The following is a 23,725-nucleotide window of genomic DNA, read 5'->3' as shown; positions in this document are numbered from 1 at the left end:
TTTGCTTCTGATAGTTTGCTTACAAACAACCATGGAAGACCGTGATTATGAAAACATTCATCGCTGCGGCGGTGTTCAGCCTCTTTGCCGTGTCAGCTGGCGCTGCCGAACTGTCCGGTGCCATCGGCGCAACGGGCCAAGGTGGCATTACCGCCCGCGTCGGCCTTGGCTTTAACTGGGATAAGTCCTGGTTCGAGTCGAGCACCGGGCGCCTCACTGGCTACTGGGATGCGGGCTACACCTACTGGGAAGCAGGCGATGCTTCTGGTGGTGCGCATTCGCTGTCTTTCTCCCCGGTCTTTGTTTACGAATTCGGCAGCGGCAACGTGAAGCCATTCGTTGAAGCGGGCATCGGTGTGGCGGTGTTCTCCGGCACATCCGCAGGCGATCAGGAATTCGGTTCGGCGTTCAACTTCGAAGACCGGATCGGTGCCGGCCTGAAGATCGGCGAGACCCAGAAGGTGGGCATCCGAGCTATTCACTATTCCAACGCTGGCATCAAGCAGCCCAACGACGGTATCGAGTCGTACTCACTCTTCTACAGCCATCAGATTTGAATCAGCAATTTCCCGAAATGCCCGCCTTGTGCGCGTATTTTGCTCCCGGGCCCTGGCATCCGCTGGGGCTTTTTCGTTTCTGGACTGTCGATGACGTGACCGGGCCGGTCGGGTGAGGCCTTCTGGCCGTGGATGCGGGTGGCTAGAGCAGTTACTGGTTGCATATCCAGTATTTTGCTGAGATAGTCTTTCCACTCCTCGTGTACAAGGCAGTGAGAGCCAGCTGGTATTGCTGACCTGGTGGAACGAGTGAAGGCCCTGAGCTTCGAGCAATCGCCTTTGAGCGACATGAAAGCGGAATTCTCCGCGATTAATCATTCAACTCAATAGGTGACAAAATGACTGTACGAGTCCTCGGCAAGCACTTCAAAAATCTGTCCTTCAGCGGTATGGCCGCCAAAGTTGGCACGCTGTTTACGCCAGAAGAAAATGTTAACGGCATTGTGCTATACGATCTGCGTACCTGGGCCAATAACATCGTAAGCGTTGGCGTGACAGCCCCGACGACTACCTCGTCCAGGGATCTGCCTATCATTTCTCAGGGTGAGGCGGACTTTCAGCCCATCATCATTCCTGCCGGGCTTGGGGTTTATATGCAGCTCACCCAGACCTACAACATTCCGGCTCTCATTCGCTGGGACTTTCTGAACCCTGATGGCACTGTTGCGTAAGCTCTGCTGAATGCTTTGGGCCCCCATAGCGTGGGGGCTCTTAGCAGAAAAGTGCGACTCTAGCTCAAGTAAAACTTCCAGGTCTTGCCATCGCGCTGGGCCTTTTCTTTTCGGTCCCGCCGCACTCTTCGCTCTGAGCAGGGAGTGCTGCCTAGGCTACCCATTCTAAGCATGCCCCCGGAGTCGAGCGCATGGAGAATTTTCATCGCCTGCTCGACAGGCTTGATCTGCTAATTGCGGGCCTATTCGGGGTTATCGTCGCCAGTTGGTGGCACAAAGACGACCTGACCGACTGGCGCGCATGGATGATCTTCCTGATCACCGGTGTGGCATGCGCGCTGTACCTGACGGGGATGGTCAGTTCATACCTGGGCGTCACCGAGCCGAATACCGTCGCTGGTGTTGGCTTCCTGCTCGGCACCTTCGGTGGCTCCCTACTTGCCGCCATCAACCGAGCAATCAAAGCCGCTGACCTTTGGGCGCTCATCCGCCAGAGGTTCGGGGGAGGCAACCAGCCATGAGCCTTGAAACCATCAACACCATCGCCTGCGGCCTGATCGCCTTCTGGGCAATCTGGTGCGTGCTGAGCGGAAGGGTGCGCGACGGGGTGATCGGCAAGCTGATCTATTCAGCGATCGCCATCAGCGGATTCGTCGTCACCGCCCGCAACCAGAGCCTATTCTTCGGCCAGACCACTGCGGTGCTCACCTTGCACACGACCCTGGCCATGGCTGGCGTCCGGCACATCTTCATGGTCACCTGGTGGCCACGGGTCAAGCGCTGGATCTGTCGGCACTTGGACTGCGAGCGCTGCAAGCCGGCGGAGTAATCCGCGCCACAAAATCGAGGTGCGCCGTTTCGTGGCGCGGAGAACTGAATGACTACCATTGCTTACAAGGACGGCGTAATCGCCTGCGACTCCCGCCAGACCCGCGGCGGCTCGATCGTCTCGGATGACGTTGTGAAGTGCCAGATCGTTGATGGGGTCAGCTTCTTCCTGTCCGGCGCCGTGTGCGATGAGAAGGCCCTGATTGCGGCCTACTTCGGCACTCCGTCGCCGGTGCCTGTCGAGTGCTCCGGCTATGCCGTTGATGGCGGAAGGCTCATCATGGTCGGTCACGACGACAAGACCGGAGTCTGGAAGCAGGACCCCGACCCGGCCAACCCTGACGCTATCGGCAGCGGATCAGCATACGCCCTGGCCGCAATGGATATGGGCGCAAGTGCCGAAGAAGCGGTGCGCGCCGCCATGAAGCGCGACATCTACACCGGCGGCCAGATCGTGACGTTTTGTGTCGCTGGGTAGGTGTGTCGCGGTGCAATCTTCTTGTTCAGTTCATGCCGTCAAAGATGATCTTGGCACTCACCAGTTTCTGATCGTTGAGGGTCAGCGTACAGACGGATTCAGGAATGATCTTGCCTGGCTCGGTTTTCAATGGAGCGCATTTCAGCAGCCCGGTCCGATCACCGAAAGGCAGTTTGAAACCTTGAAAGGTTTTGCTGATTTCAAGCTTGAACGGTTGGCCGTATCCAACTCCAGCAAAGACCCCAGGCTCGCCATCACCTAAGAAACCAGTGGCTGGAGTAGCGCAGATTGTTCCCTCTGTACGCTTGCCATCGATCAGATTTGCGTCTGTGTAGCAGTTAATGAACCCCTTTTGCGTCGCTATGGCACCGGTACCTTTATCGGTCCAGGTTGCCGGAGGCCGCATGGCGCAGCCCGCGAGAAGTGATACGCCAATAGCGGAAATGGCGAGGGGAATGGCTTTAGCGAAGAGCATGATGGAGCGTCCTTTCTAATAGGGGCGCTACAAATACCGGCAACACGCCATCATTTCAAGATTTAGGTGCCCAATGAGCAGACCAATGCCGCCAGGTGATCTGCTCAAATCGCTTTGGCTGAGCCTGAGCCCGGCCGCCGATGTTTGGGATTGGGTGCAGAGCGAAATCCTCGCCGACACCGGCAGCATCCACAATCCAGATCACGCCCACCTGATCGATGCCAACATCGGCGTGCTGTGGGCGTCCAGCGGGTTCGCCAAGCAGGGGCAGGTCGTCCTTGGCCAGGCTGAGCAGCTTATGTTCCGAGCTGGTGGATGGCAGAAGGCTCGGCAAGAGCAACAGATGCGGGAATGGTTCGGTGAAGAGCCGGACTACCTCATCACCCTGGCTGCCGATTACTGCTACCAGTGCACCGACGCTGAGTTCTGCGCCCTGGTCGAACACGAGTTGTACCACATCGCCCAGGCGACCGATGAGCATGGCGCCCCCAAGTTCAGGCAGGACGGGATGCCCAAGCTCTACCTTCGCGGCCACGACGTCGAAGAGTTCGTCGGTGTGGTACGGCGCTACGGTGCCAGCGAAGAAGTCCAGCAGCTAATAGACGCTGCAAGCCGGCCGCCTGAGGTGGCCAAGATCAACATTTCAAGGGCCTGCGGAACCTGTCTACTGAAGTCGGCCTGATTTTTGGACAGGTTTGGACGGATGATCGCCTATGGCAGCCCTATCAAGTGAGGTGAAGGTCTTCGTAATTCAGGCCTTGGCCTGCTTCGATACGCCCTCCCAGGTGGCCGAGTCGGTCCAAAAGGAATTCGGCTTGACCATCACCCGACAGCAAATCGAGTCGCACGACCCCACGAAGGTTTCTGGGAAGGGGTTAGCCGCCAAGTGGAAGCAGCTGTTCGAAGACACTCGCAAGCGCTTCCGCGAAGACATCACTGAAATTCCCATCGCCAACAAGGCCTACCGTCTGCGCGGCCTCAATCGGATGGCTGACAAAGCCGAAGGAATGCGGAACCTGGCACTGACGGCGCAACTGTACGAGCAGGCGGCCAAGGAGTGCGGCGACATGTACGTCAACCGCAAGATCGAACCCGACAAGCCCCTGGGCTCCCAGGCGGACCAGCAGCACGCCGTTGCTGAGTACAAGCTGGAGCCAGACGAAGGTGTCCCGACTACCCCGTACCTATGACCCGCCGGTAAAGCTGACTCCGAAGCAGGCGAACATCTACTGCTGGGGTTTCCAGCCCCAGGCCCGCTTCCGTGACGCGGTGTGCGGGAGGCGGTTTGGCAAGACCTTCCTCGGCAAGGCTGAGATGCGCCGCGCGGCCCGACTGGCTGCGGAATGGGGAGTGAGCGTCGAGGACGAGATCTGGTATGGCGCGCCGACGTTTAAGCAGGCCAAGCGGGTCTTCTGGCGGCGCCTGAAGCAGGCCATCCCTGAGGCCTGGCGCGCTGCCCGACCGAACGAGACCGAGTGCTCGATCACCCTCAAGTCCGGCCACATCATGCGCGTGGTCGGCCTGGACAATTACGACAATCTGCGGGGCTCGGGCCTGTTCTTCGTCTTGGTGGACGAATGGGCGGACTGTCCGTGGGCAGCTTGGGAAGAAGTGCTCAGGCCGATGCTCTCGACCTGCCAGTACACGATTCCCCAGACCGGAGAGTCGCGCAAAGGCGGGCATGCGCTGCGAATCGGCACTCCGAAGGGGTTCAACCACTGCTACGACACCTACCGCGACGGGCAGCCGGGCGGGGAGCCGGACCATAAGAGCTGGCAATACACCTCACTGCAGGGTGGTAACGTCCCAGCCGATGAGCTGGACGCCGCTCGACGCAAGATGGACCCGCGCACGTTCCGCCAGGAATATGAGGCCGGGTTCGAGAACTATGCCGGGGTCGTCTACTACACGTTCGACCGGGTTGAATGCCGCACCAGCGAGCGCATCAAGCCAGGCGAGGCTATCCACATCGGTATGGACTTCAACGTCATGAAGATGGCCGCGGTTGTGTACGTGGTTCGTGAAGGGTTGCCGCTGGCGCTGGACGAGTTCCACTCAGTGCGCGACACGCCCGAGATGATCGAGAAGATCAAGGTCCGCTTTTCCGGGCACAGCGTTTCCGTGTACCCGGACGCCAGCGGCCAGAACACCAGCAGCAAGAACGCCAGCGAGTCGGACCTGTCGCTGCTTAAGAAGGCCGGCTTCACCGTCGTGGTCGACTCACAGAACCCCGGCGTGAAGGACCGTATCAATGCGGTCAACGCCATGTTTCTCAACACCTACGGGGAGCGGCGCATGAAGGTCAACATCGACCAGTGCCCGCAACTGACTCAGTGTCTGGAACGGCAGACCTACACCGACAAAGGTGAGCCGGACAAGGACCCCAAGAAGGGGCACGACCACATGAACGACGCTGCCGGCTACTTCATCGCCAAGCGGTTCCCGATCAAGACTCAGTCCGCCGGCACCCGCCGCATCGGAGGTTTGGCGTAATGCCTGTTCAATCCACCAACCCAGACTACGACGCTCACATCGAAGAGTGGCGGATGATGGACGACGCCCTGGAGGGCGAAGGCGCCATCAAGCGCAGCCCGCGCAATCTGCCCAAGCCTAGCGGCATGATCGAGGCCGAGAAGCTGGACGGCGCCGGCAATGCCTACCTTTACCGGAACTACACCGACCGGGCCCAGTACGAGCACTGGGTGCGAGATTCGCTGCGCTCGATGATGGGCCTAGTCTCCCGGCTGATTCCCGAGGTGAAGTTGCCCTCGGGCCTGAAGGGTCTGGAGGACAACGCCACGGCGGATGGCTTCGGCCTGACCCAGCTGTTCCTGCGGATCGTGCGCCAGGCCATCTCCCATGGGCGAGTGCCGCTGGTGGTCAATATCGATGACCAGGGCCAGCCGTACTTCGCCACCTACGCGGTGCGCAACGCCATCAACTGGGACACCGCCGATCAAGGTGGGCGCCAGGACCTGGTGCTGTCGGTGTTCCGTGAGTTCCGGCGCAAGGAGCAGGATCGCTACAGCCACGAGTGCGAGACGGTGTACCGCGAGTTCTACATGGATGGCGTGGTCTGCCGCACAGGCGTGCGCAACGAGGCTGGCGAGCTGATCGAGGAGGATCGCCCCCTGGGCACAGTAGACGGCAACAACAACCTGGTGCGCGGCCTGGGCTACATCCCCGTCATCTACTGCGGCTCCACCGACAACTCGCCCGACGTGGACGAGATCCCGTTGCTGACCATGGCCAGGGCCGCGCTGAAGTCCTACCAGCTGAGCGCCGACTACTTCACTGCCCTGCATCAGACCAGCCACCCGCAGCCGTGGGTATCCGGCTTGGACGAGAGCGTGGAGCTCAGCGTGACCGGGCCCTCTGCGGCATGGGATCTCGGCCCGAAAGGCCAGTGTGGCTACTTGGAGTTCCAGGGCGCCGGCATCGAAGCTGTCCGCAAAGCGATGGAAGACCAGAAGAACGCCGCTCTCGAAGCGGGCGCCAAGGTCATGGACATCTCAGGCACCGAATCGGGCGAGGCTCGCAAGACCAGGCAGAACGACCAGCACGCCACCCTGCACAGCATCGTCATCACCGCCGCAGAGGCGATCGAACAGGCCCTTCGGTACGCCGCAGAGTGGACCGGTTTCAACCCGGACGAGGTGGTCTTCACGGTCAAGCCTGAGTTCGTGACCCCTGAGGTCAACGCCCAGGTGCTGGCTGAACTGCAAAAGAGCGTCATGGCCGGCACCATCAGCGCCGAGACCTACTGGCAATACCTCACTACTGGGAAGCTTCCCGAGCACCCCTACGACGAAGAGGCCGAACTGATCGGCGACGACCACGGCGCAGGCGGCGTTAACTTGGACAAAGACGATGGCGACGAAACCGGAGCAAACGGCGGACGAGAAGCTGCTGGAGCAGGTCAGCCGCCACTCGGTACTGCTTGAGCGGCTCAAGGCTGGCGAGGTCAAGAAGTTCGAGACCTACCTGCGCCGGGCTGACAGCCATGTTCGTGACCAGCTCACCCGCAAGGAGCTGACCACCTACGGCCGGAGCCGGCTGGAAGAGTTCCTGGGGCGGGTGGGCGGCAAGCTGCTGGAGATCTACAGGGCCTTCAGCGATCGGATGCAGTCCGACCTGGTGGACATCGCGCAGTACGAAGCAGCGTTCGAGGGCCGAAGCTTGGCCAAGGCGCTGCTTATCGATGCGGTCATGCCGGCGGACTCGCTTCTCAGGGCGGCGATAAACACGCAGCCGCTGCAGGTGGCCGGCGTCGATGGCGGCAAGCTGCTCAAGCCGTTCCTGAACGGATGGACCCGAACCGAAGCTGACAGGGTCACCAACGCCATCCGGATGGGTGTCGTCCAGGGCCAGACCAACGCCGAGATCACCCAGGCCGTGCGCGGCACCGCCGCGCAGAACTTCACGGACGGTGTGCTGGCCGTCACGAACCGGAGTGCTCGGGCAGTCGTTCAGACCGCAGTCCAGCATGTGGCCGCCACGGCGCGCATGGAAACGCTCAGGGCGAATACCGAGGTGGTGCCTGGATATCGGATCGTCGCCACGCTGGACCGGAAGACCAGCGTGCAGTGCCGCAGCCTCGATGGCAGAGAGTACGAGATGGGCAAGGGGCCTGTGCCCCCGTTCCACATTCACTGCCGGACGACCATCACGCCGATCACCAGGTTATCAGCGCTGTTCGGGCAGGCTGCCACGAGGGCAGCCGTGGGTGCTGATGGTGGCGGGCAGGTATCGGCAAGCCTCAGCTACTACCAGTGGCTCAAAACGCAGCCAGCGGCCTTCCAGGATGCCGCGCTTGGGCCGGTGCGCGGCAAGCTCTTCCGCGATGGCGGCCTGACGGCCGAGCGTTTTGCCGCGCTGCAACTGGACAAGAACTTCAAACCTCTGACGCTGGAGCAGCTCAAAGAACTGGAGCCGCTAGCGTTCGAGCGGGCGGGGATCTGAGGTAGCATCTTCGTTCTTCTCAAGGAGCTAACATGGATCAAGCCATCCAATTGAAGATCGAAGAGGCCCTCAAGGGGCTGTTCACCGCCGTCTCTATGCTTCAAGAGGCCTATCCGGGCAAGCCCTTCACTCCTGATGGGCGCTTGGTTGGAGACATCGGTGAGGTTGTAGCAAGTCTGGCCTACCGTTTGACTCTGAATGAAGGCCTGACCAAGCATCACGATGCAGTCACTGAGGATGGCCGCAATGTCCAGATTAAAACGACGTTCGGGACCAGCCTCACATTTCCGGTCCATCATGTCCCCGACTACTACCTCGGTATTCGCATGAATCGCGATGGCACATTCGAGGAGATCTACAACGGACCTGGACATTTGATCAAAGCTCAGTTGGTTCGTCGGAAAGCAACCAAAACAGGGCTGCATGGAGGTCTTATGTCCATGCTCAAACGGATGAACGTGCTAGTGCCCGACTCCGAGCGAATACCCAAGCGATAACCCTCATTCTGAACCCGGCCAGGCGCCGGGTTTTTTTATGCCCGCCAGGCGGGCCAATCAATCCCCAGGGGATAGCCATATGCCTTTTGACTTCGATCCGGCCGCTCACGGCCTGACCCTCGACGAAACCCAAACCGCCGCGCTGAAGGCAGCCCTTGGCGGCGAGGTGCAGAAATTCCTGGACGGCGAGGTCTCGGGCCTCAAGACCAAGAACCAGGAGCTGATCGGCTCCAACAAGACCATCAAGACCGAGCTGGACAGACTGAAGGGTCAATTCGAAGGCCTGGATATCGAAGCCGTCAAGGGCCTGCTGGCAAAGGTTGGCCAGGACGAAGAGACCAAGCTGATCGCCGAGGGCAAGCTGGACGAGGTCATCACCCGACGTACCGAGCGCCTGCGCACCGACCTGGATAAGCAGGTCAAGGCCGCCAACGAGCGCGCGGAGAAGGCCGAGGCCTTCGCTGCCAAGTACAGCGACAAGGTGCTGGCTGACTCCATCCGTGCTGCCGCCATCAAGGCCGGTGCGCTGCCCGAGGCCGCTGAGGACATCATTCTTCGCGCCCGCGGCACCTTCAAACTGAGCGAAGACGGCGAGCCTGTCGCCACTGACCGTGCCGGCGAAGTCGTGTACGGGAAGGACGGCAAGACCCCGCTGTCTCCTCTCGAATGGGCGGAATCGCTGCGCGAAACCGCTACCCACCTGTGGCCAAGGGCTCAGGGTGCCGGGCAGACCGGCGACAACGGTGGCAAGGCCACGAAGAAATGGGGCGAGTACACCGAGACCGAGCGTGCAGCGATGGCTCGTGACAACCCCGAAGCGTTCAAGAAACTCCAAGCCACCCGAGGAACCTAACCCATGGCATCTACCCAACTGTCGGACATCTTTGTCGCCGACTACTACGGCACTCTGGAGCCGGTGAACTCTCCAGAAAAGACCGCCGTCTACGAGTCGGGCATCATCACCCGCTCAGCCACCCTGGACAACATCGCCAAGAACGGCCAGGGCACCTCCGAGATCAGCTACTGGCAGGATCTCGACGCCGACGAGGCGCCGAACATCTCCAACGATGACCCCGACGACCTGGGCGCCGTTGGCAAGGCCGAGCAGGGCAGCATGCGTGCCCGGACCCTGTACCTCAACAAAGGCTACGGCGTCTCCGACCTGACTGCTGAGCTGGCCAACTCCGAGCCGATGCAACACATCCGCAACCGCTTCGGCACGTACTGGACCCGCCAGTGGCAGCGCTACCTGATGGGCGCCGGCCGCGGCATCATCGCCGCCAACATCGCCCAGAACGGCGGCGACATGGTCAAGGACTCGGGCGCCTCGATCAGTGCCAATGCCTTCCAAGACGCCGCCTTTACCGCTGGTGACGCCGCCGACATGTTCGGCGCCATCGGCGTGCACTCGGTCGTCATGAACCAGATGGTCAAGCAGGACATGATCGAGTACCTGCGCGACTCGCAAGGCAAGATCATCCTGGCGACTTACCTGGGCAAGCCTGTGTTCATGGATGACGCCCTGACCTACGCGCCGGGCCAGTACCTGTCGCTGTTCTTCGGTCAGGGGGCATTCGGCTACGGCGAGGGCGACCCGCACATGCCTGTCGAGATGCAGCGCAAGGCTGATGGCGGCAACGGTGGTGGCGCCGAGGTTCTTTGGGAGCGCAAGACTTACATCCTGCAGCCGGCTGGCTTTAGCTGGCAGGGCAGCGAGAACCGCAACCTCAGCCCGACCGCCGCCCAGTACGCTGCAGCAGCGAACTGGAAGCGCGTTTTCGACCGCAAGCAGGTTCCGTTCGCCGCGGTCATTAGCGGCACCGCCACCCCTTGAGCCCATGATGCAGGGCGCCGGTCTGGCGCCCTGCGCAGGAGATCAGCATGAAAGTCATCTACACCAGCACCCCGGGCAACGAGCGCGGCACCTGCTATCGCCGCCTGGACCAATTCTTCGGCGTGATCGACGGCGCTACTTCGGTGTCCGTGCAGGGCGATGCCCCACACATCAGCGAGGCCTACCAGCGCCAAGGCATCAGCGTGAGTGAGATCGAGGAAGGTCTGCGCCTGGACGGGCCGACCATCGCCCAGTGGGTGACAGAGGGTTACAAGGCGTCGGCTTATCCGCCGAACGGCTACGCCTCGGTTAGCAGCCAAGCGGAGATCGCCAAGGCGATCGAGGAGGAGGGCGGCGGTGACGCCGAGACTGACCCTCACAAGATGAACGTGCCAGAACTGAAGAATTGGCTCACCGCCAAGGGCATCGACTTCGATGCAAGCGCGAAGAAGCCCGACCTGCAAGCCCTGATCCCGCAGGAGTAGCCGATGACCGACTTCATCACTGTCGCTGACGTTGACGAAAAGCTTGGCCAGGGCTGGGCTGGTGCCGGTGATGCGGTCCTTGCTGTGGCCATGGCCAACGCCTGGCTCACGGCCAAGATCAAGCGGCCGGTGCCCAGCCCGGTGCCTGACGCCATCGTGAGTGCCGGCGCGCAGGTGGCCAAGCTGGCTGCGGCTGGCCAGCTCTACAAGGACACCCAACGCGAGGTGCAGAGCAAGACCGTGTCGGCCCAGTCAGGTACTTCGACCAGCAAGACCTACGTTGCGGGGTCTGTCGATCGCTCGACCGGCGAGAACTTCGCTCTCGACCTCATCGCACCATGGGCCCGTCGCGCCGGCACCATAATGCTCAAGAGGATCTGACCCATGGGCATGCGTGAAGAACTTCAGGCCGAGCTGGCGGAAGCGTTCGATGATCCAGACGGCCTTGCCGACGCGGTGAAGCCCGTAGCCGGGAGCCGCACGGTTAAGGGCGGATATGACCCCGAGATCGGCGGCACCGTCCCGGCCTCTACCACTTACTACGCCGGTCGAGGCGTGTTCGGCAGCTACCTGGCCAAGGAAATCGATGGCACGCGCATCCAGACCGAGGACGTGAAGCTCCTGGTCCTCCAGAACGAACTGTTCGAGGTCCAGGCAGGCGCTGTAACCGATGTCCCAGCGCTGCCCAAGATCGGCGACCAGGTGAGCGGCTACCGCGCACTTAACGTGTCTCAGGACCCTGCCCAAGCGACTTGGACCGTCCAGCTGAGGAAATGATATGGCGCGCGGCTCACATATGGCCCAGCGATACGGTGGCCAGCAGGGTGTCTTCGCTGAGGCAATTCGGGCATTCGCCGAGCAGGCGGAGCAAGCCTTGGACGCCACCTTCCGCGAGATCGTGATCGAAATCGGCAGTAGCGTCATCCGCATGTCGCCGGTAGGCAATCCCGAGCTCTGGGCGGCCAACGTTGCACACCGGGCAAAGGCGACTAGGGCTGCCGATGACTACGACTTCAAGGTCGCGGTACGCAACACACTGATCAACTTGAACCAGGAAAACTTCACCAAGGCCGGCAATCTGCGCAAAGGCGTGAAGTATGCCAAGCCCCTCACCAAGACCGAGCGCGAGCAGAACTTCGCCACCAATGGCCTGGTAGCAGGCCAGGGCTATGTCGGTGGGCGGTTCCGGGGTAACTGGCAGTTCTCCATCGACTCGCCTGCGACCGAAGAGCTAGACCGTATCGACCCATCGGGCAGTGAAGCCATTACCGCGCTCATCACTCAGGTGCAGGCGCTAACCATCGGCCAGACCGCCTACATCGTGAACAACCTGGCGTACGCGGTGCCGCTGGAATACGGCCACTCAACCCAGGCCCCGGCCGGCATGGTCAGGGTTTCCCTGGCCAACTTCCAACGGATCGTTGACGAAGCCATCAGGAACAACAGCGTATGAGCCATGCACGTGCCCGTCAGGCCATCGAGATCAAACTGGCGGCCTGGGCTTCTGCCCGACCCATAAGGGTGGCGAACTTCGAGCAGGCTTTCGAGCCAGGCCCCGACGAAACCTACCTGCGCGCCTTTCTGCTCCCGGCCAGCGCCACCTGCCGCTACTTGGGCGGTGAGGCCTACGAGTACGCCGGGATCTACCAGGTCAGCATCGTGTCTCCGGCCGGACAGGCGCTGGCGACTGCCGAGGCCGTGATTGACGAGCTCAGTAGTGTCTTCCGTGTCGACAGCGAGCTGAGCCGCAACGGCTTCGAAGGCTTGGTCGTCGAGCCGGTAGAGCAGGGCCCCACCATCCCCGAGCCGGCGACTTACACAGTCCCGGTCAGCTTCACCTACCGCGGCATCGCGGACCAACCGCCCGCTGGGGCATAACACCGCCGCACGGCGGGCTACCAAGAGGAAATACACATGGCCGCACGCATCCCGCTGCCGAACGGTTCTGTGCTGGAGATTGCCAGCACCCTGGGCACCGCCGTGCCTTTCACTGCTCTGACCAATGCCAAGCCGCCAGTTGCGAACGCGGCAGGTCACAGCATCGATGCCGACGATATTCTGCTGATCAGCTCCGGCTGGGCTCTCATCAACGACCGCACCGCCAAGGCCGCCAACGTCACTACCGACGCGTTCTCGCTGGCGGGTCTAGATACCACCAACACCGACCGGTACACCGCAGGTGCCGGCGTTGGATCGGTCGTCCCGGTGTCGGGCTGGACGCAGATCTCGAAAGTGACCGGTTTCACGGTCTCCGGCGGCGAGCAGCAGTTCCTCACGGTCGGCTATCTCGAGAACGACGATGACCTGCAGTTCCCGACCAACCGCAACCCGATCAGCGTGTCGGTGACGGTCGAGGACCAGCCGACCGCGCTGTACGTGCCGGTGGTGGAGGGCTACGACGATTCCAAGGAACTGACGGTGATCCGCCTCAAGTTGCCGGGCGGCGGTCAGATCCTGATGCCTGGCTACGTCAGCATCACCAGCACCCCCACCATGGAGCGCAACCAGCTGATGACCCGCACCATCAGCGTCGGCCTGTCTGGCCGTCCGACCCGTTACAGCGCCTAAGGAGAGCCCATGGCGAAGATCAAGATCGCGCAGAACCCGACTTTCACTGCGGTTGTGCAGGTGCCGCGTATCGGCGGCGAGCCGGTGCCGGTTGAGTTCCAGTTCCGGTACATGGACCGTGTGACACTCGCCGGCATGTTCGACCGCTGGAACAAAGCGCGCGACACCTGGGCAGAAAAGGCCCAGAAGGATGGTGCGAGCTGGGAGGAAGTCACCGCTGGTGAAATCACCCTGCAGGCCGAGCAGCTGGGCGAGATCATCACCGGCTGGGATCTGGAGGACGAGTTCAGCCAGGAGGCGATCGTCGAACTGGTGCGCACCTGCACCGGCGCGCCTAAGGCAGTGACCGATGCCTACCAGGCGGCCTACAACCCGGCCCGCTTGGGAAACTGAGGGCGGCGGCTCGGGCGCTGTATGAGCGCGGCCCGTCCGCCGAGCAGCTGGCGGCCATTGGCCTGACCCTGGCTGACCTCCCCGAGGAAGAGTTGGAGGTTTGGCCAGATGCCTGGCCGGCCATCCGAGTATTCGAGGCACTGGGCACACAGTGGCGCCTGGGGCAGGGCGGGCCTTCGGGTCTGGACTACACAGCCATCCCCGCGGTCGCGTCGATGCTTGGAATCAAGCGCCGGGAACTCACTGACATTTTTCCCGATCTCCGCATCATGGAACACGAAGCACTGGCCGTGATGGCTGAAGCGGCGGATTAGGGCAAAGGCTGCCACGTTCGTCCGCATGAAAACAGTGTGAAGCAGCGCCACTTGGGTGCAAGGTGGGTATGGCGGTGAGGCGATAATCCCCATCATGGGTGGCCGACAAGGAGGTTGATCGCGTCCCGCTCAGCGGCGACTCCCAGGTCTGGAGCTCTCGTGTAGCTATATCGCGGCCTCCTTCGCTTGGGAAACCGCCTCAGCCAACGCTTCGCTATCCGTTGGGGACTGTGAGCGGGCCAGTAGGATCAGACATGCCAAGTACGTCAGTTCAATGTGAACCCCTGGGCGACCCTTGCCGTCACGGTAGGCAGTCTCCTGTGCCAACACTTCGCCTGGGGGAATGATGCTATGCCAGTTAGCCAAGGCGTCAGGTCCGTTGCGGTCTATCCTCAAAACGCCCTTAGCGACCAAGTCGGAAAACACCTTAACGAAGGTAGAACGCAGCTCATTGTGTCGCCTTCCCGGGATCGCTCGGGCAAGGTCAGAGGTGCTGGTGATAATTGTCATAATTGCCTTGTGTTCGTAGGGCGATCCATTTACCGCTGAAATGAAGTTTGAAAAGAACGAGTTCATGGGCGCCGAGCTAGATGTTCTGGCTAGGCACGCTGAGCATGAAGCTGCTCTTGGTGGTCCTGTAGCTAAGGCCGCTAAGGCCGCTGGCCTGGAAGATCCTCAGACCTCACTGAGTGTGGGTGCTTCGGAGGACCATGAAATTTGTGAAGCGTTTCTTGGATATCGTTTAAGGAGAGGGCTCACTCTAGAATTCAACTCGTGGCTGTTCACTGAGTTGCAAGTGCACCGGCTACGCTCCGTCACGCTGTCTCTTCCGACAGGTCACAGAAGAGGTCCTGCCGTCCATCTGCCGGACATTTCGCTATGAAGCCAATAAGCTCAGCAACCCTATTGCTCAAGCGCTGCGCAGTGGGCTGGCAGCCATCAAAGATGATGGTCCGTACCACCGCTGGTTATCACAGCCCGAGTATTGGCCCAAGATCATCATCCGTTCTCACGGCTACGAAAGCGTTGTCTTGATAGTCGAAGGGGACCATTGCCCAAGCCTCCCCGTGCCCAAAGTCCTCCCGATGCAGATTCATGAAACGGTTGAGGTGAGCCAGTGCATTGCCGCGAGGTGGCATCTCATCATCATGAGCCCACGTCTCGATCACGATATGGCCTTGATGGCTAGGTCCCTTGACCTCCCAAAAGATACCGAAAGGCCCCGAGCAAGCGGTCAAGGTGATGGCAGGTGTGTAGCTGGCTTGTACGTTTACGGGTTGGATGGTCAAAATTCGACTCCTCATCAGTTAACACTGTGCATGTTTTATTCGAAAGCACCATCTAGTTTCAGAAAGCAACCCCCAGATTCCGCAGCCCCTTAGTCGAAGCGATTTTGCGGTTTCTTAACCGCGACGACGGAGCATCACAGCAGTCACACGAACTACCGTTAGCGGGAACGCAAGGACGATCAGTAGACGCCCTAAGAGGAGCAGGGAGGCGCGCCATTACGACCATTACGGGAGGCAACTAGCGCTTCTTCAAAGTGACGCGAAGCACGCGAAGTAGACGTGCTCCGCGACATTGTGCCACCAACTTGGTCAATTGACCAACTTCTCGCCCCGACCTTCACTGAAAGACCTTGGCGATCAGTCGTGAACACCAAAACCATGTGGGCGGGAACCTTATCCAGAGCAACAATGCAAAAACCACCAGAAAGGCGCTAAAGATCCCGACTAGGCGTCCTTTGCAGAGCGGACGGCGGACAGGAACAATCCGCTTCGCTTGTATTAGCGGCCTCCAGTGGAAGCATGAGCAGCACTAGAGGAAGCCGTTCCGACTGTCGGGTTGCTGAGCTTTTTTGGCGCCAAAGTCTTGTGTACGTACCTCACACCGCTATGGTGGGAGAGCACTCACGCATAGACCAAAATCAAAGGAGGACGGCATGAAGATACGTGGGGACGTGTTTTGGAAATGGGCTGATCCCACCTTGCACCACCGGGATCACGATGAAATGCTCGACGATGGAACCTCAATAGAAGTTGAGGTACGGCTGTCGCAAACGGGTAGCACACAGTTGTTTTTCGGAGTTTATGGCCCCACCGGGCAAGCGGTGCACGAGGAAGCCTTTGATTCTCGACCTGGTGAGACCATGACTCGAGCTCTTGCCTGGGGCGTAGGTCGTGCCAGGCAGATCGCCGTTGAAGGTCCGACTAAGAAAGTCGCGGCCTGTGTTTGACAGCCGAGGGCAAGAAATTAAGCCCAGCCATGCGCTGGGCTTTTCACGTCCGAAGGTCAGTAGCCAGCCGGCTGGTCAGTGAGCCCTAAAGAGGCCAACACGAAGTCAGCACGCTCGGCCACGCAAACTTTGGGCACCAGCGATACCGAATAGCCTAGAGAAGGATAAGTTGTCTGGAGCCGTTCATATTCACGCAGAGCGGCAGTCATGTCGTGGCGACGCTCATCGTCCTGCACGTAGATTTCAGGCCATGGGGGCGTTAGGAAAACGTGTGAATGGTAGCGATTCTGCTGACGTAGTTTGTCGAGTATGGGCTCATCGGTCAGCGCTTGAAGGGCCGCAGCTGCATCAACTAGACCCCGATCGAAGAACACCCAGTGAGAACCGCAGGCTGGTGCATTGGCATAGTCATCCAGAGCTACATTGATTGCGCGCCGCAAGAAGGCCTCCATGTCGAGCCATGGCAACGCTTGTCCCCCAGTATGTATTTGCTCTTGCACGACGCGCCGCCCCGGCTCTTCGATCACGGCGTATCCGCGTCGCTGAAGCTCGGAGAGAAGCGTGGATTTGCCTCCGCCTGAGCAGCCGGAAATGATGACAAAATTGCTCATTATGATGTGCCCATCCTCTACGAATGATTGCTGTGACAGATCACGGTTTAGCACGCCAGCGTATAGCTAATCGGTGCCGCTGTTTCACCCCCCAGGGATCACCAATTCCGAATGAATTTTTTGGTTCAATTTGTACTCCATCAGCCGTGGACTGAGAAAGGAGATGGCTTGATGGCAGGGCAGCAGTTGTATGTGATCGAGTATGAAATCCGCGGTGAGTACCGCACCTTCATAATCCGACTTGAACGGATGGACAATGTTGAGGCGTGGCACTGGGCGAGCTGTGATGCTGGAGTGGGTATAATCCCGCGCTTTGGTCAGCACAAGATCAAGAAGGTCAGCCGTCCTATGGCTGAGCGTTACGGAATTACTAATGTGCGGTGGCGGGCAGCTGGTGATGGCCCGGAGTTTGTCGCACCCGCTATCGATACGAAAAAATTCAGCAGCGCTGATTAAAGTTCGGGCTGACGGCGCCGGGGCGTTTCGGCGCCCTGGAAGTCACCTTTGGGTAGAGACAGTCGTCGTTTACCGTCCGCCGCTGTGGCTATTTGGCCGTTATCCGACCTGCCACAGAAGCATTATCGCGCATTCGCGAAATTGCCGCTTAGGCAAAGCTTGACAGTCCGCTTTATTGTTTGGGTCATCAGCGATGCATTGCCATGTACAGAGCTTTTAATTTGGGCCGTTGTTTTTTTCACGTACCACTCTGACTGCGCCGGTTAATTCTGCCTCGGCATCAGCCGTAGATTCGTCAGCTACCCATCCCCAGTTTGGACTAAGTGACAGACCTGCAATTGCCTTCAGGCGCATATCGTCTGCGGTGATTCCGTATTGTTCAGACGCTGACAGCGCTGCATACAACGCTTGTTCTAAGGCGGTGATACGCTTGGACTCGGCGCTCATGCTTCGTACTCCTTCCTTTCTGAAGCACGTTACTGCGCCCCATATCTCTGGGGACTATACGCCCTGCAGGTGGTGCGGAAGGGAAAACAAATGCCCGACGGCTGGCGCTTGGCTTCGGTCCGTGTTTGTGGTCACCCCTGGCCCCGGCGCTTCCACGCATAGTGCTCCCATAGCGGGCTGGTGTGGAAAGCTCGCATCAGATGCATGCTTCGTAGCTCTTCGATCTTGGCAATGGCCTCAGCCCGATCCCTGGCGCGGATCGCATCCACTGCTTCCGCCCAGTGCTCCAGCGCCTCGGCAAATCTCCGCTTCTCATCTTCGGGCATCTTCGCACCCTTCATGTGAGTGGTTGGGGAGGGTAAGGGTAGACCAAATGCGCGCGGGGCGGATGGCGCTTGCCGGCGAGCGGCGGCGGCTTCCGGGCTGTGGTAGATTGCCCTCATCAACAAGGAGGGTAAGGAATGCTGGTGCGCGCTTCGATTTTGGCGTTGTCGATACTGCCAACTATTTGCCAAGCAGGATGGGTAAGCAGCGAAATTAAGGATGAGATGCGCTCGTCTAGCACCCAAATGTACACACAAGAGTCCAGTCCTATAAATGGTTCTGGGACGAAGCTGACGGTTAGAGTTTTTGATAAGGGGGATGGCGCTCCCTCTGCAATGCTTGACCTTTCAGGGTCTAGGGTCGACGGATGTCCAGAGCGGGGTGAAACTACCTGCGAGCTTGAAGTTAGATTTGGCGATGGGGCAGTAAAGAAAGTCCTATTCTCAACGGAAGATGGTAAACAGTTTATACCCACAGAAATGGGGGCATTTTTCGGCGCGCTGTACCATGGGGACAAGCTATTCGTAGAAATGCATGTTGATGGTTACCCATACCAATACAGATTTGCCTTAGATAGTCTGCCGATAAAGTACGAGCAGCATCCTGAGATTGAAATCCTAGGATTTAAGCTCGGGTCCAGGTATCAAGCAGAAAGACCAGCCCTTGATGGAAGCAAGGTCAAAGGTGATACAGAGTGTTTCTGGGGAGAGAATACCCAGGACGTATTCAAGGGGACGAAGGTCGAAAAGGTCTCGATGTGCTTCTACAAGGGGGTCTTTTATCAGGCGATTATTACCCCTGGGAACCAAGCTGCTTACCAGGCCGGCTACAGCCTCGTAGTGAAAGCATTTGGCAAGCCAGATCCAGATGGCGTCTACCCTCGGTGGCCTGATGATAAGGATCTGCGAATCAGTAGAAACATCAGATCTGCAGCATATATGGCGCTCAAAAAAGGCGACTATAAAGCACCATTCTTGATTACCGATGAATCATGGGATCTGCTGGTGCCAGACTCCAAATAACTATCGTAGGCCTCATAAAACCGCCCAAGGGCGGTTTTTTGTTGCCCGGAGAAAAACATGACCACCATCGCCTCCCTTGGCCTACAGATCGACTCCGGCGATGCCGTGGAGGCGAAAGACAACCTCGATCAGCTAACGGACGCCGGCAAGCGCAGCGAGGAGTCGGCTGGACGAACTGGGCGCGCCTGGGAGGCAGCGCTCGGCAGTCTGCAGGGTGACACCCGGCAGATCGTTCAGGAGCTACAGGCTCTCAATGCCAAGCAAACCGAGCTGGCGCAGCAGATGGCTACAGTGGGTCGCGCTGTCACCACCGCCTCCACGGCGTTCAGCAGTGCTGCTGCGAACATGGGGGCGTTCCGGACCGAGGCTGCGCAGGCGGGAAAGGTGCAGGAGGCGCTCACGAGCGCCACGGATGCTGGCGCCCAGGCCGGTCGGCGCGCCGCCGAAACCGCCGACGAGCAACAAGCCAGGATTCTGGAAGTTGCAAAGGCCTCGCTGGAGGCCAGCCAGTACGTCGAGTCGCTGAACCGTGCGACCGAACAGACGGCCGAGGTCACCGCCCAGGCGAACGCCGTTCTATCGGACAAGGCCAGCCGCCAGGCCGCCATCAACGGTCGTGCCCAGGCGCTTCTGGCGACCGAGGAGCGTCTGGCCCAGGCAGCCAAGAGAACGGCTGGAGCTCAGCGTGAGGAAGGCCAGGCGCTCGAGGATTTGCTGGGCAAGATCGACCCGACCGTGGCTGCCATGGGCCGGCTTGACCAGATAGAGCAGAAGCTGAAGGGCTTCCGCGCCAGCGGTGCGCTCGACGCGGAGACTTTCGGCGAGTACCAGGCGAAGATCGATCAGGCACGCACTGCACTGGGCGGAGCCGATGCTGCGCTGAATAAGACCGGCATGTCGGCCAAGGCCACTGCAGCTGCACTACGCGGCGTGCCAGCGCAGTTCACCGATATCGTGGTGTCTCTGCAGGGCGGCCAGGCACCGCTCCAAGTGCTGCTGCAACAGGGCGGGCAGCTCAAGGACATGTTTGGCGGCATTGGCCCTGCCGTTAAAGCCCTCGGCGGTTATGTCTTGGGTTTGGTGAATCCGTTCACCGTGGCAGCAACCGCGGCTGGTGTACTGGGATACGCTTATTACTCGGGGAGCGAGGAGGCTGTCAGGTTCCAGAAAGCGCTGATCACGACCGGTAATGCTGCTGGCACAACCTCCGACCGGCTATCTGGCATGGCGCGCGAGGTTTCGGCCACTATCGGCACCACCGGCGCGGCATCCGAAGTGCTCACCAAGCTGGCAGACAGCGGCAAAGTCGCCTCCGATAGCTTCGTCGGGATCACAGAGGCCGCTCTCGAGTGGCGTTCTGCGACTGGGCGGGCGGTCGAGGAAACCGTCGCTGAGTTCGTCAAAATCGGCAAGGACCCAGTGGCCGCCGCGAAGGATCTAAACGACCAATACAGCTTCCTGACTGCGTCGACCTACTCGCAGATCCTCGCATTGAAAGAGCAAGGCGACACCATCGGGGCGGCCAAGCTACTAACCGACACCTACGTCGACACCATCAAGAACCGCAGCAAAGAGGTCACAGAGAATCTTTCCATATGGGAGCGAGGATGGAAGGCGCTGCGCGGGGAGGTCGCTGCCACCGTGGACTCGGTCAAGAACATTGGCCGTGACCAGGACCTCGCAAGCCGTATCGTCGAGACTCGTCAGCGTGTCGCTGCGGCGCAGAGTGCTGTAAATGGTGACCCGGACGACACGGCAGCGCAAAAGAAGCTGACCGATGCGAGCCTCGAGCTGAAAGGGCTGATTCAGCAGCGTGACACCCTGGAGTCCATAGCGAAGGCCAGGGAGCTGGACGTCAGGCAGCAGAAAGCGGCAACGCTTGCCATGGACAAGATCGATGCATTGGAGAAGTCCGCCAGGACAAACGCCGAAAAGCGGGCTGATGCGCTCAAGGAGTACCAAAAGTCCCTGGATGCAATTCGCGAGGCGAACCCGAACGACGATCGCCTGAAACCGGAGAACATCGCCAGGGTTAAGGGCGATATTGCCAAGCAGTTCAAGGATCCTGCCGGCCGAACAGCATCGGTCGACCTTTCCGGGTTCAACGACCAGAAAAACGCGCTGAGCGCCATCCTGGCTGAGTACAAGAACCACCAGAAGGAGCTGGATGCGGCGCAGAAGGCCGGGATCATCACCCAGGAGTCGTACGCCTCCCAGCGCGCCGCGATCATAGAGCAGCAGAAGGCTGAGGTCACCAACGCCTACGAGGCCGAAATTAAGGCCCTGGAGGACGCAAAAGGCCGGAGCAGCACCAACGCCCAGCAGCGCATTCAACTTGACCAGAAGATCGCCGATGCCCGGGCCGCTATGGTCAAGGCGCAGAAGGATGCGGATTCTGAATTAGCCGTGCTCGCGACCAATGAGCAGGGCCGCCTGGCCAAGCAGGCGAGGGCGGTGCAGACCTACACTGATGCCCTTGATCAGCAGGTCAAGGCCCTGAGGCTTCAGGGGCAGCGAGCTGCCGATGGCCTGGGCCTTGGCGACCGTCAGCGCGCCTTGCAGGACCAGCAGAACGGCATAACCGACCGCATGAACCAGCAGCGTCTTGACCTGGCCAACCAGTACGGCGACGGCTCACGTGGCATGAGCCTCGACGAGTACAACCAGAAGTTGGGAGCCCTGAAGAAGACTGAGCGGGACCTACAGGAAACTACCGTCGCCAACTACGATGCCATGACGGCGGCGCAGGGTGACTGGCGCAACGGGGCATCGTCTGCGTTCAGCAGTTACCTGGAACAGGCCCGAGATGTCGCCGGCCAAACCCGCACGCTGTTCAGCAACGCTTTCTCCAGCATGGAGGACGCGATCGCCAACTTCGCCATCACCGGCAAGCTGTCGTTTTCCGACTTCACCAAGTCCGTCCTGGCGGACATGGCCAGGATTGCGACGAGGCAGGCGATCACCGGCATCGCCGGTAGCCTTTTCGGATCGGCCATCGGCGGGTTCATCGGCGGTGGCGCTTCGGGGGGGGTGGGCGAGGGAACCATGACGGGGTTCAGCGAGGGCTCTTTTGTGCCCAATGCCAAGGGCGGAGTGTACGACTCGCCGAGCCTTTCCCACTTCAGCAACCAGGTGCACAGCACGCCTCAGTTCTTCGCATTCGCGAAGGGGGCAGGCGTGTTTGGTGAGGCGGGCCCGGAGGCGATCATGCCGCTGTCCCGGGCGCCTGATGGAAACTTAGGGGTTCGCGCTGTAGGCGGATCTGGCGCTGGTGGCTCCACGTCCATCTCAGTCAGCGCACCAGTGAACATCAGCGTCCCCGATAGGAGCGGCGAGGGGATGGAGCTGGACCAGGGCCTGCTACAGCAGAACATGCAGAAGCAGATGGAAATCGCCGCCCAGAAAGCCGTCGCAGAGTCCTGGCGGCCAGGCGGAATCAGCCACCGAAACGCTACGCGGAGAACCTGATGGCCATTGAAACCTTCCGCTGGGCTACTGAGCGCGGCGAGACCCCCGACATCCAATACCGGGTGCGGGAGTCTCGCTTCGGCGGTGGATACCGCCAGGTCGTTGGCGACGGCCCGAACAATAAGGAAGACAGCTACCCGGTGACCATCACCGGTAGAAAGTCACGGGTGCTGGAGGTCATGGCTTTCTTCGACCGGCACGCCGGCGCGAAGGCGTTTCTCTGGAGCACACCTCTCGGCGAGCTGGGCCTGTTCACCTGCGTCGACCCGAAGCCGACCCCGATGGGCGGCGATCAGTTCAAGGTCACCGCCACCTTCCAGCGGGCCTTCCACCCGTAAGGAATCACCATGACCCTGATCAAAGACATCCAGCTGCTCCAGCCGGGCAGCGAGGTGCTGCTGTTCGAGCTCGACGGCTCGGATTGGGGCGCCGACATACTTCGCTTCCATGGGCACGCGATCCCGCACTCGCCCGCAGAACTGGCGGCGGCCGGCGCGGATGCCGACCAGCTGCCGGCCAAGTCGATCTGGTGGCAGGGCAACGAGTACGACGCCTGGCCGATGCAGATCGAGGGTATCGAGGCTAATTCGGACGGTACCGCGGTGCGGCCGACGATTTCGGTCGGCAACGTCAATGGCCGGATCACAGCGCTGTGCCTGGCCTTCGACAACCTGCTCGAGTTCAAGCTGACGATTCGACAGACCCTAAAACGGTACCTGGACCCGGTGAACTTCCCCGCTGGCAACCCGGAGGCTGACCCGACCCAGGAGAGCACGGAGGTCTGGTACATCGACCAGAAGGTGTCGGAGAACGGCGCTACGGTGTCGTGGGAGCTGGCCAGCCCGGGCGACGTCGGCGGCGAGAGCATCGGCCGCCAGATGACCCAGCTCTGCCACTGGTCCATGACCAACGGATACCGCGGGCCGAACTGCGGCTACACCGGTCCGTACTTCGATTTCGACGGAAACCCCACTGACGACCCCGCTAAGGACCAGTGCAACGGCTGCCTGGATACCGGGTGTGTTGCGCGCTTTGGCCAGGGCAACCAGCTGCCTTTCGGCGGTTTCCCAGCCGTCTCCCTGATCGCCAGGAGCTGATC

The 23,725-nt window shown here is 60.4% G+C and carries 32 protein-coding genes; 27 read left to right on the top strand and 5 right to left on the bottom strand.

Annotated elements, in window-relative coordinates; translation table 11 throughout:
* The first annotated feature begins 47 nt into the window (after positions 1-47).
* The 5 genes from LU688_RS16410 (at position 48) to LU688_RS16390 (ending at position 2,534) form a co-directional block, all read left to right on the top strand.
* Positions 48-557 carry an acyloxyacyl hydrolase gene (locus LU688_RS16410; protein WP_160290754.1) on the top strand — a complete coding sequence of 170 codons (510 nt, stop codon included), beginning with the start codon at positions 48-50 and terminating at the stop codon, positions 555-557.
* A gap of 338 nt (positions 558-895) precedes the next feature.
* A complete protein-coding gene (locus LU688_RS16405) occupies positions 896-1,228 on the top strand; it encodes a hypothetical protein (protein ID WP_023628601.1) in 333 nt (110 codons plus the stop codon).
* A 191-nt stretch (positions 1,229-1,419) separates the two neighbouring features.
* Complete coding sequence (locus LU688_RS16400; RefSeq protein ID WP_023628600.1) at positions 1,420-1,749, top strand: hypothetical protein; 330 nt, start codon at positions 1,420-1,422, stop codon at positions 1,747-1,749.
* Complete coding sequence (locus tag LU688_RS16395) at positions 1,746-2,057, top strand: hypothetical protein (protein WP_023628599.1); 312 nt, start codon at positions 1,746-1,748, stop codon at positions 2,055-2,057. The genes LU688_RS16400 and LU688_RS16395 overlap by 4 nt, the downstream gene beginning before the upstream one ends.
* Before the next feature lie 48 nt (positions 2,058-2,105).
* A complete protein-coding gene (locus LU688_RS16390; RefSeq protein ID WP_232888189.1) occupies positions 2,106-2,534 on the top strand; it encodes an Ntn hydrolase family protein in 429 nt (142 codons plus the stop codon).
* A gap of 25 nt (positions 2,535-2,559) precedes the next feature.
* Here LU688_RS16390 and LU688_RS16385 read toward each other — a convergent pair whose 3' ends face one another.
* Complete coding sequence (locus LU688_RS16385; protein WP_232888190.1) at positions 2,560-3,009, bottom strand: hypothetical protein; 450 nt, start codon at positions 3,007-3,009, stop codon at positions 2,560-2,562.
* Positions 3,010-3,094: 85 nt separating this feature from the next.
* On the opposite strand from LU688_RS16385, the gene LU688_RS16380 reads away from it, so the two are divergent.
* The 16 genes from LU688_RS16380 to LU688_RS16305 all read left to right on the top strand — a co-directional run bounded on the left by LU688_RS16380 (position 3,095) and on the right by LU688_RS16305 (position 14,062).
* On the top strand, positions 3,095-3,691 hold the full coding sequence (locus LU688_RS16380) for a putative metallopeptidase (protein WP_232888191.1): 597 nt from the start codon (positions 3,095-3,097) through the stop codon (positions 3,689-3,691).
* A 31-nt stretch (positions 3,692-3,722) separates the two neighbouring features.
* Complete coding sequence (locus LU688_RS16375; protein WP_096010282.1) at positions 3,723-4,199, top strand: DUF2280 domain-containing protein; 477 nt, start codon at positions 3,723-3,725, stop codon at positions 4,197-4,199.
* A complete protein-coding gene (locus tag LU688_RS16370; protein WP_232888192.1) occupies positions 4,174-5,502 on the top strand; it encodes a terminase large subunit in 1,329 nt (442 codons plus the stop codon). The genes LU688_RS16375 and LU688_RS16370 overlap by 26 nt, the downstream gene beginning before the upstream one ends.
* Complete coding sequence (locus tag LU688_RS16365) at positions 5,502-6,953, top strand: DUF4055 domain-containing protein (protein WP_232888193.1); 1,452 nt, start codon at positions 5,502-5,504, stop codon at positions 6,951-6,953. Before LU688_RS16370 ends, LU688_RS16365 begins: the two co-directional genes overlap by 1 nt.
* Positions 6,880-7,971, top strand: a complete 1,092-nt coding sequence (locus tag LU688_RS16360) for a minor capsid protein (RefSeq protein ID WP_023628593.1) — start codon at positions 6,880-6,882, stop codon at positions 7,969-7,971. The genes LU688_RS16365 and LU688_RS16360 overlap by 74 nt, the downstream gene beginning before the upstream one ends.
* Before the next feature lie 32 nt (positions 7,972-8,003).
* Complete coding sequence (locus tag LU688_RS16355) at positions 8,004-8,468, top strand: DUF6998 domain-containing protein (protein ID WP_160290746.1); 465 nt, start codon at positions 8,004-8,006, stop codon at positions 8,466-8,468.
* Between the two features lie 79 nt (positions 8,469-8,547).
* Complete coding sequence (locus tag LU688_RS16350) at positions 8,548-9,321, top strand: hypothetical protein (RefSeq protein WP_023628591.1); 774 nt, start codon at positions 8,548-8,550, stop codon at positions 9,319-9,321.
* 3 nt (positions 9,322-9,324) lie between these two features.
* Positions 9,325-10,302, top strand: a complete 978-nt coding sequence (locus LU688_RS16345; RefSeq protein ID WP_160290745.1) for a major capsid protein — start codon at positions 9,325-9,327, stop codon at positions 10,300-10,302.
* Positions 10,303-10,349: 47 nt separating this feature from the next.
* A complete protein-coding gene (locus tag LU688_RS16340) occupies positions 10,350-10,787 on the top strand; it encodes a HeH/LEM domain-containing protein (protein WP_232888194.1) in 438 nt (145 codons plus the stop codon).
* A gap of 3 nt (positions 10,788-10,790) precedes the next feature.
* The gene (locus LU688_RS16335; RefSeq protein ID WP_160290743.1) at positions 10,791-11,168 is read left to right on the top strand and encodes a hypothetical protein; all 378 of its coding nucleotides are present in this window, start codon (positions 10,791-10,793) and stop codon (positions 11,166-11,168) included.
* A 3-nt stretch (positions 11,169-11,171) separates the two neighbouring features.
* Positions 11,172-11,564 carry a hypothetical protein gene (locus LU688_RS16330; RefSeq protein WP_160290742.1) on the top strand — a complete coding sequence of 131 codons (393 nt, stop codon included), beginning with the start codon at positions 11,172-11,174 and terminating at the stop codon, positions 11,562-11,564.
* A 1-nt stretch (position 11,565) separates the two neighbouring features.
* On the top strand, positions 11,566-12,240 hold the full coding sequence (locus LU688_RS16325; RefSeq protein WP_160290741.1) for a hypothetical protein: 675 nt from the start codon (positions 11,566-11,568) through the stop codon (positions 12,238-12,240).
* A complete protein-coding gene (locus tag LU688_RS16320) occupies positions 12,237-12,665 on the top strand; it encodes a phage tail terminator-like protein (RefSeq protein WP_160290740.1) in 429 nt (142 codons plus the stop codon). Before LU688_RS16325 ends, LU688_RS16320 begins: the two co-directional genes overlap by 4 nt.
* A gap of 36 nt (positions 12,666-12,701) precedes the next feature.
* Entirely contained in the window at positions 12,702-13,355 is a 654-nt protein-coding gene (locus LU688_RS16315; RefSeq protein WP_160290739.1) for a phage tail protein, read from the top strand.
* Positions 13,356-13,364: 9 nt separating this feature from the next.
* Entirely contained in the window at positions 13,365-13,748 is a 384-nt protein-coding gene (locus LU688_RS16310) for a phage tail assembly chaperone (protein ID WP_160290738.1), read from the top strand.
* Positions 13,745-14,062, top strand: coding sequence for a DUF1799 domain-containing protein (locus tag LU688_RS16305; RefSeq protein ID WP_414057760.1), 318 nt, complete (start codon positions 13,745-13,747; stop codon positions 14,060-14,062). The genes LU688_RS16310 and LU688_RS16305 overlap by 4 nt, the downstream gene beginning before the upstream one ends.
* 971 nt (positions 14,063-15,033) lie before the next feature.
* Here LU688_RS16305 and LU688_RS16300 read toward each other — a convergent pair.
* Positions 15,034-15,351 carry a hypothetical protein gene (locus LU688_RS16300; RefSeq protein WP_023628579.1) on the bottom strand — a complete coding sequence of 106 codons (318 nt, stop codon included), beginning with the start codon at positions 15,349-15,351 and terminating at the stop codon, positions 15,034-15,036.
* A gap of 653 nt (positions 15,352-16,004) precedes the next feature.
* On the opposite strand from LU688_RS16300, the gene LU688_RS16295 reads away from it, so the two are divergent.
* Positions 16,005-16,298: a hypothetical protein gene (locus LU688_RS16295; RefSeq protein ID WP_160290737.1), complete on the top strand. Its 294-nt coding sequence runs from the start codon at positions 16,005-16,007 to the stop codon at positions 16,296-16,298.
* A 56-nt stretch (positions 16,299-16,354) separates the two neighbouring features.
* Here the strand turns inward: LU688_RS16295 and LU688_RS16290 are convergent, their stop codons facing one another.
* Positions 16,355-16,909: an AAA family ATPase gene (locus tag LU688_RS16290; protein ID WP_160290736.1), complete on the bottom strand. Its 555-nt coding sequence runs from the start codon at positions 16,907-16,909 to the stop codon at positions 16,355-16,357.
* 171 nt (positions 16,910-17,080) lie between these two features.
* Here LU688_RS16290 and LU688_RS16285 point away from each other — a divergent pair, with 171 nt between their 5' ends.
* Positions 17,081-17,365: a DUF6555 family protein gene (locus LU688_RS16285; protein ID WP_023628576.1), complete on the top strand. Its 285-nt coding sequence runs from the start codon at positions 17,081-17,083 to the stop codon at positions 17,363-17,365.
* 216 nt (positions 17,366-17,581) lie between these two features.
* On the opposite strand, the gene LU688_RS16280 is transcribed toward LU688_RS16285, so the two are convergent.
* Both LU688_RS16280 and LU688_RS16275 read right to left on the bottom strand, forming a co-directional pair.
* Positions 17,582-17,812 (bottom strand): hypothetical protein, encoded by a 231-nt coding sequence (locus tag LU688_RS16280; protein WP_160290735.1) that lies wholly within the window; start codon positions 17,810-17,812, stop codon positions 17,582-17,584.
* A gap of 131 nt (positions 17,813-17,943) precedes the next feature.
* Positions 17,944-18,138, bottom strand: a complete 195-nt coding sequence (locus LU688_RS16275) for a hypothetical protein (protein WP_160290734.1) — start codon at positions 18,136-18,138, stop codon at positions 17,944-17,946.
* Positions 18,139-18,273: 135 nt separating this feature from the next.
* Between LU688_RS16275 and LU688_RS16270 the strand changes: the two genes are divergently transcribed.
* Genes LU688_RS16270 through LU688_RS16255 form a run of 4 tightly spaced genes read left to right on the top strand, consistent with a single transcriptional unit; the run spans position 18,274 to position 23,723 of the window.
* Complete coding sequence (locus LU688_RS16270) at positions 18,274-19,158, top strand: hypothetical protein (protein WP_160290733.1); 885 nt, start codon at positions 18,274-18,276, stop codon at positions 19,156-19,158.
* Between the two features lie 57 nt (positions 19,159-19,215).
* A complete protein-coding gene (locus LU688_RS16265) occupies positions 19,216-22,626 on the top strand; it encodes a phage tail tape measure protein (RefSeq protein ID WP_232888195.1) in 3,411 nt (1,136 codons plus the stop codon).
* On the top strand, positions 22,626-22,964 hold the full coding sequence (locus LU688_RS16260) for a phage tail protein (protein WP_160290731.1): 339 nt from the start codon (positions 22,626-22,628) through the stop codon (positions 22,962-22,964). Before LU688_RS16265 ends, LU688_RS16260 begins: the two co-directional genes overlap by 1 nt.
* 9 nt (positions 22,965-22,973) lie before the next feature.
* Positions 22,974-23,723, top strand: a complete 750-nt coding sequence (locus tag LU688_RS16255; protein ID WP_160290730.1) for a phage minor tail protein L — start codon at positions 22,974-22,976, stop codon at positions 23,721-23,723.
* Positions 23,724-23,725 lie beyond the last annotated feature (2 nt).

Source organism: Pseudomonas soli (assembly GCF_021283165.2).
GTDB classification, from domain to species: domain Bacteria; phylum Pseudomonadota; class Gammaproteobacteria; order Pseudomonadales; family Pseudomonadaceae; genus Aquipseudomonas; species Aquipseudomonas soli.
Note: the sequence above shows the minus strand (reverse complement) of the source record. Positions and strands in the feature narration are given on the sequence as shown.

Excerpts from the sequence above, each read along its gene's own strand:
- LU688_RS16410 (WP_160290754.1), top strand. The coding sequence starts at position 48 with ATGAAAACATTCATCGCTGCGGCGGTGTTCAGCCTCTTTGCCGTGTCA.
- LU688_RS16405 (WP_023628601.1), top strand. The coding sequence starts at position 896 with ATGACTGTACGAGTCCTCGGCAAGCACTTCAAAAATCTGTCCTTCAGC.
- LU688_RS16400 (WP_023628600.1), top strand. The coding sequence starts at position 1,420 with ATGGAGAATTTTCATCGCCTGCTCGACAGGCTTGATCTGCTAATTGCG.
- LU688_RS16395 (WP_023628599.1), top strand. The coding sequence starts at position 1,746 with ATGAGCCTTGAAACCATCAACACCATCGCCTGCGGCCTGATCGCCTTC.
- LU688_RS16390 (WP_232888189.1), top strand. The coding sequence starts at position 2,106 with ATGACTACCATTGCTTACAAGGACGGCGTAATCGCCTGCGACTCCCGC.
- LU688_RS16385 (WP_232888190.1), bottom strand. The coding sequence starts at position 3,009 with ATGCTCTTCGCTAAAGCCATTCCCCTCGCCATTTCCGCTATTGGCGTA.
- LU688_RS16380 (WP_232888191.1), top strand. The coding sequence starts at position 3,095 with ATGCCGCCAGGTGATCTGCTCAAATCGCTTTGGCTGAGCCTGAGCCCG.
- LU688_RS16375 (WP_096010282.1), top strand. The coding sequence starts at position 3,723 with ATGGCAGCCCTATCAAGTGAGGTGAAGGTCTTCGTAATTCAGGCCTTG.
- LU688_RS16365 (WP_232888193.1), top strand. The coding sequence starts at position 5,502 with ATGCCTGTTCAATCCACCAACCCAGACTACGACGCTCACATCGAAGAG.
- LU688_RS16360 (WP_023628593.1), top strand. The coding sequence starts at position 6,880 with ATGGCGACGAAACCGGAGCAAACGGCGGACGAGAAGCTGCTGGAGCAG.
- LU688_RS16355 (WP_160290746.1), top strand. The coding sequence starts at position 8,004 with ATGGATCAAGCCATCCAATTGAAGATCGAAGAGGCCCTCAAGGGGCTG.
- LU688_RS16350 (WP_023628591.1), top strand. The coding sequence starts at position 8,548 with ATGCCTTTTGACTTCGATCCGGCCGCTCACGGCCTGACCCTCGACGAA.
- LU688_RS16345 (WP_160290745.1), top strand. The coding sequence starts at position 9,325 with ATGGCATCTACCCAACTGTCGGACATCTTTGTCGCCGACTACTACGGC.
- LU688_RS16340 (WP_232888194.1), top strand. The coding sequence starts at position 10,350 with ATGAAAGTCATCTACACCAGCACCCCGGGCAACGAGCGCGGCACCTGC.
- LU688_RS16335 (WP_160290743.1), top strand. The coding sequence starts at position 10,791 with ATGACCGACTTCATCACTGTCGCTGACGTTGACGAAAAGCTTGGCCAG.
- LU688_RS16330 (WP_160290742.1), top strand. The coding sequence starts at position 11,172 with ATGGGCATGCGTGAAGAACTTCAGGCCGAGCTGGCGGAAGCGTTCGAT.
- LU688_RS16325 (WP_160290741.1), top strand. The coding sequence starts at position 11,566 with ATGGCGCGCGGCTCACATATGGCCCAGCGATACGGTGGCCAGCAGGGT.
- LU688_RS16320 (WP_160290740.1), top strand. The coding sequence starts at position 12,237 with ATGAGCCATGCACGTGCCCGTCAGGCCATCGAGATCAAACTGGCGGCC.
- LU688_RS16315 (WP_160290739.1), top strand. The coding sequence starts at position 12,702 with ATGGCCGCACGCATCCCGCTGCCGAACGGTTCTGTGCTGGAGATTGCC.
- LU688_RS16310 (WP_160290738.1), top strand. The coding sequence starts at position 13,365 with ATGGCGAAGATCAAGATCGCGCAGAACCCGACTTTCACTGCGGTTGTG.
- LU688_RS16295 (WP_160290737.1), top strand. The coding sequence starts at position 16,005 with ATGAAGATACGTGGGGACGTGTTTTGGAAATGGGCTGATCCCACCTTG.
- LU688_RS16290 (WP_160290736.1), bottom strand. The coding sequence starts at position 16,909 with ATGAGCAATTTTGTCATCATTTCCGGCTGCTCAGGCGGAGGCAAATCC.
- LU688_RS16285 (WP_023628576.1), top strand. The coding sequence starts at position 17,081 with ATGGCAGGGCAGCAGTTGTATGTGATCGAGTATGAAATCCGCGGTGAG.
- LU688_RS16280 (WP_160290735.1), bottom strand. The coding sequence starts at position 17,812 with ATGAGCGCCGAGTCCAAGCGTATCACCGCCTTAGAACAAGCGTTGTAT.
- LU688_RS16275 (WP_160290734.1), bottom strand. The coding sequence starts at position 18,138 with ATGCCCGAAGATGAGAAGCGGAGATTTGCCGAGGCGCTGGAGCACTGG.
- LU688_RS16270 (WP_160290733.1), top strand. The coding sequence starts at position 18,274 with ATGCTGGTGCGCGCTTCGATTTTGGCGTTGTCGATACTGCCAACTATT.
- LU688_RS16265 (WP_232888195.1), top strand. The coding sequence starts at position 19,216 with ATGACCACCATCGCCTCCCTTGGCCTACAGATCGACTCCGGCGATGCC.
- LU688_RS16260 (WP_160290731.1), top strand. The coding sequence starts at position 22,626 with ATGGCCATTGAAACCTTCCGCTGGGCTACTGAGCGCGGCGAGACCCCC.
- LU688_RS16255 (WP_160290730.1), top strand. The coding sequence starts at position 22,974 with ATGACCCTGATCAAAGACATCCAGCTGCTCCAGCCGGGCAGCGAGGTG.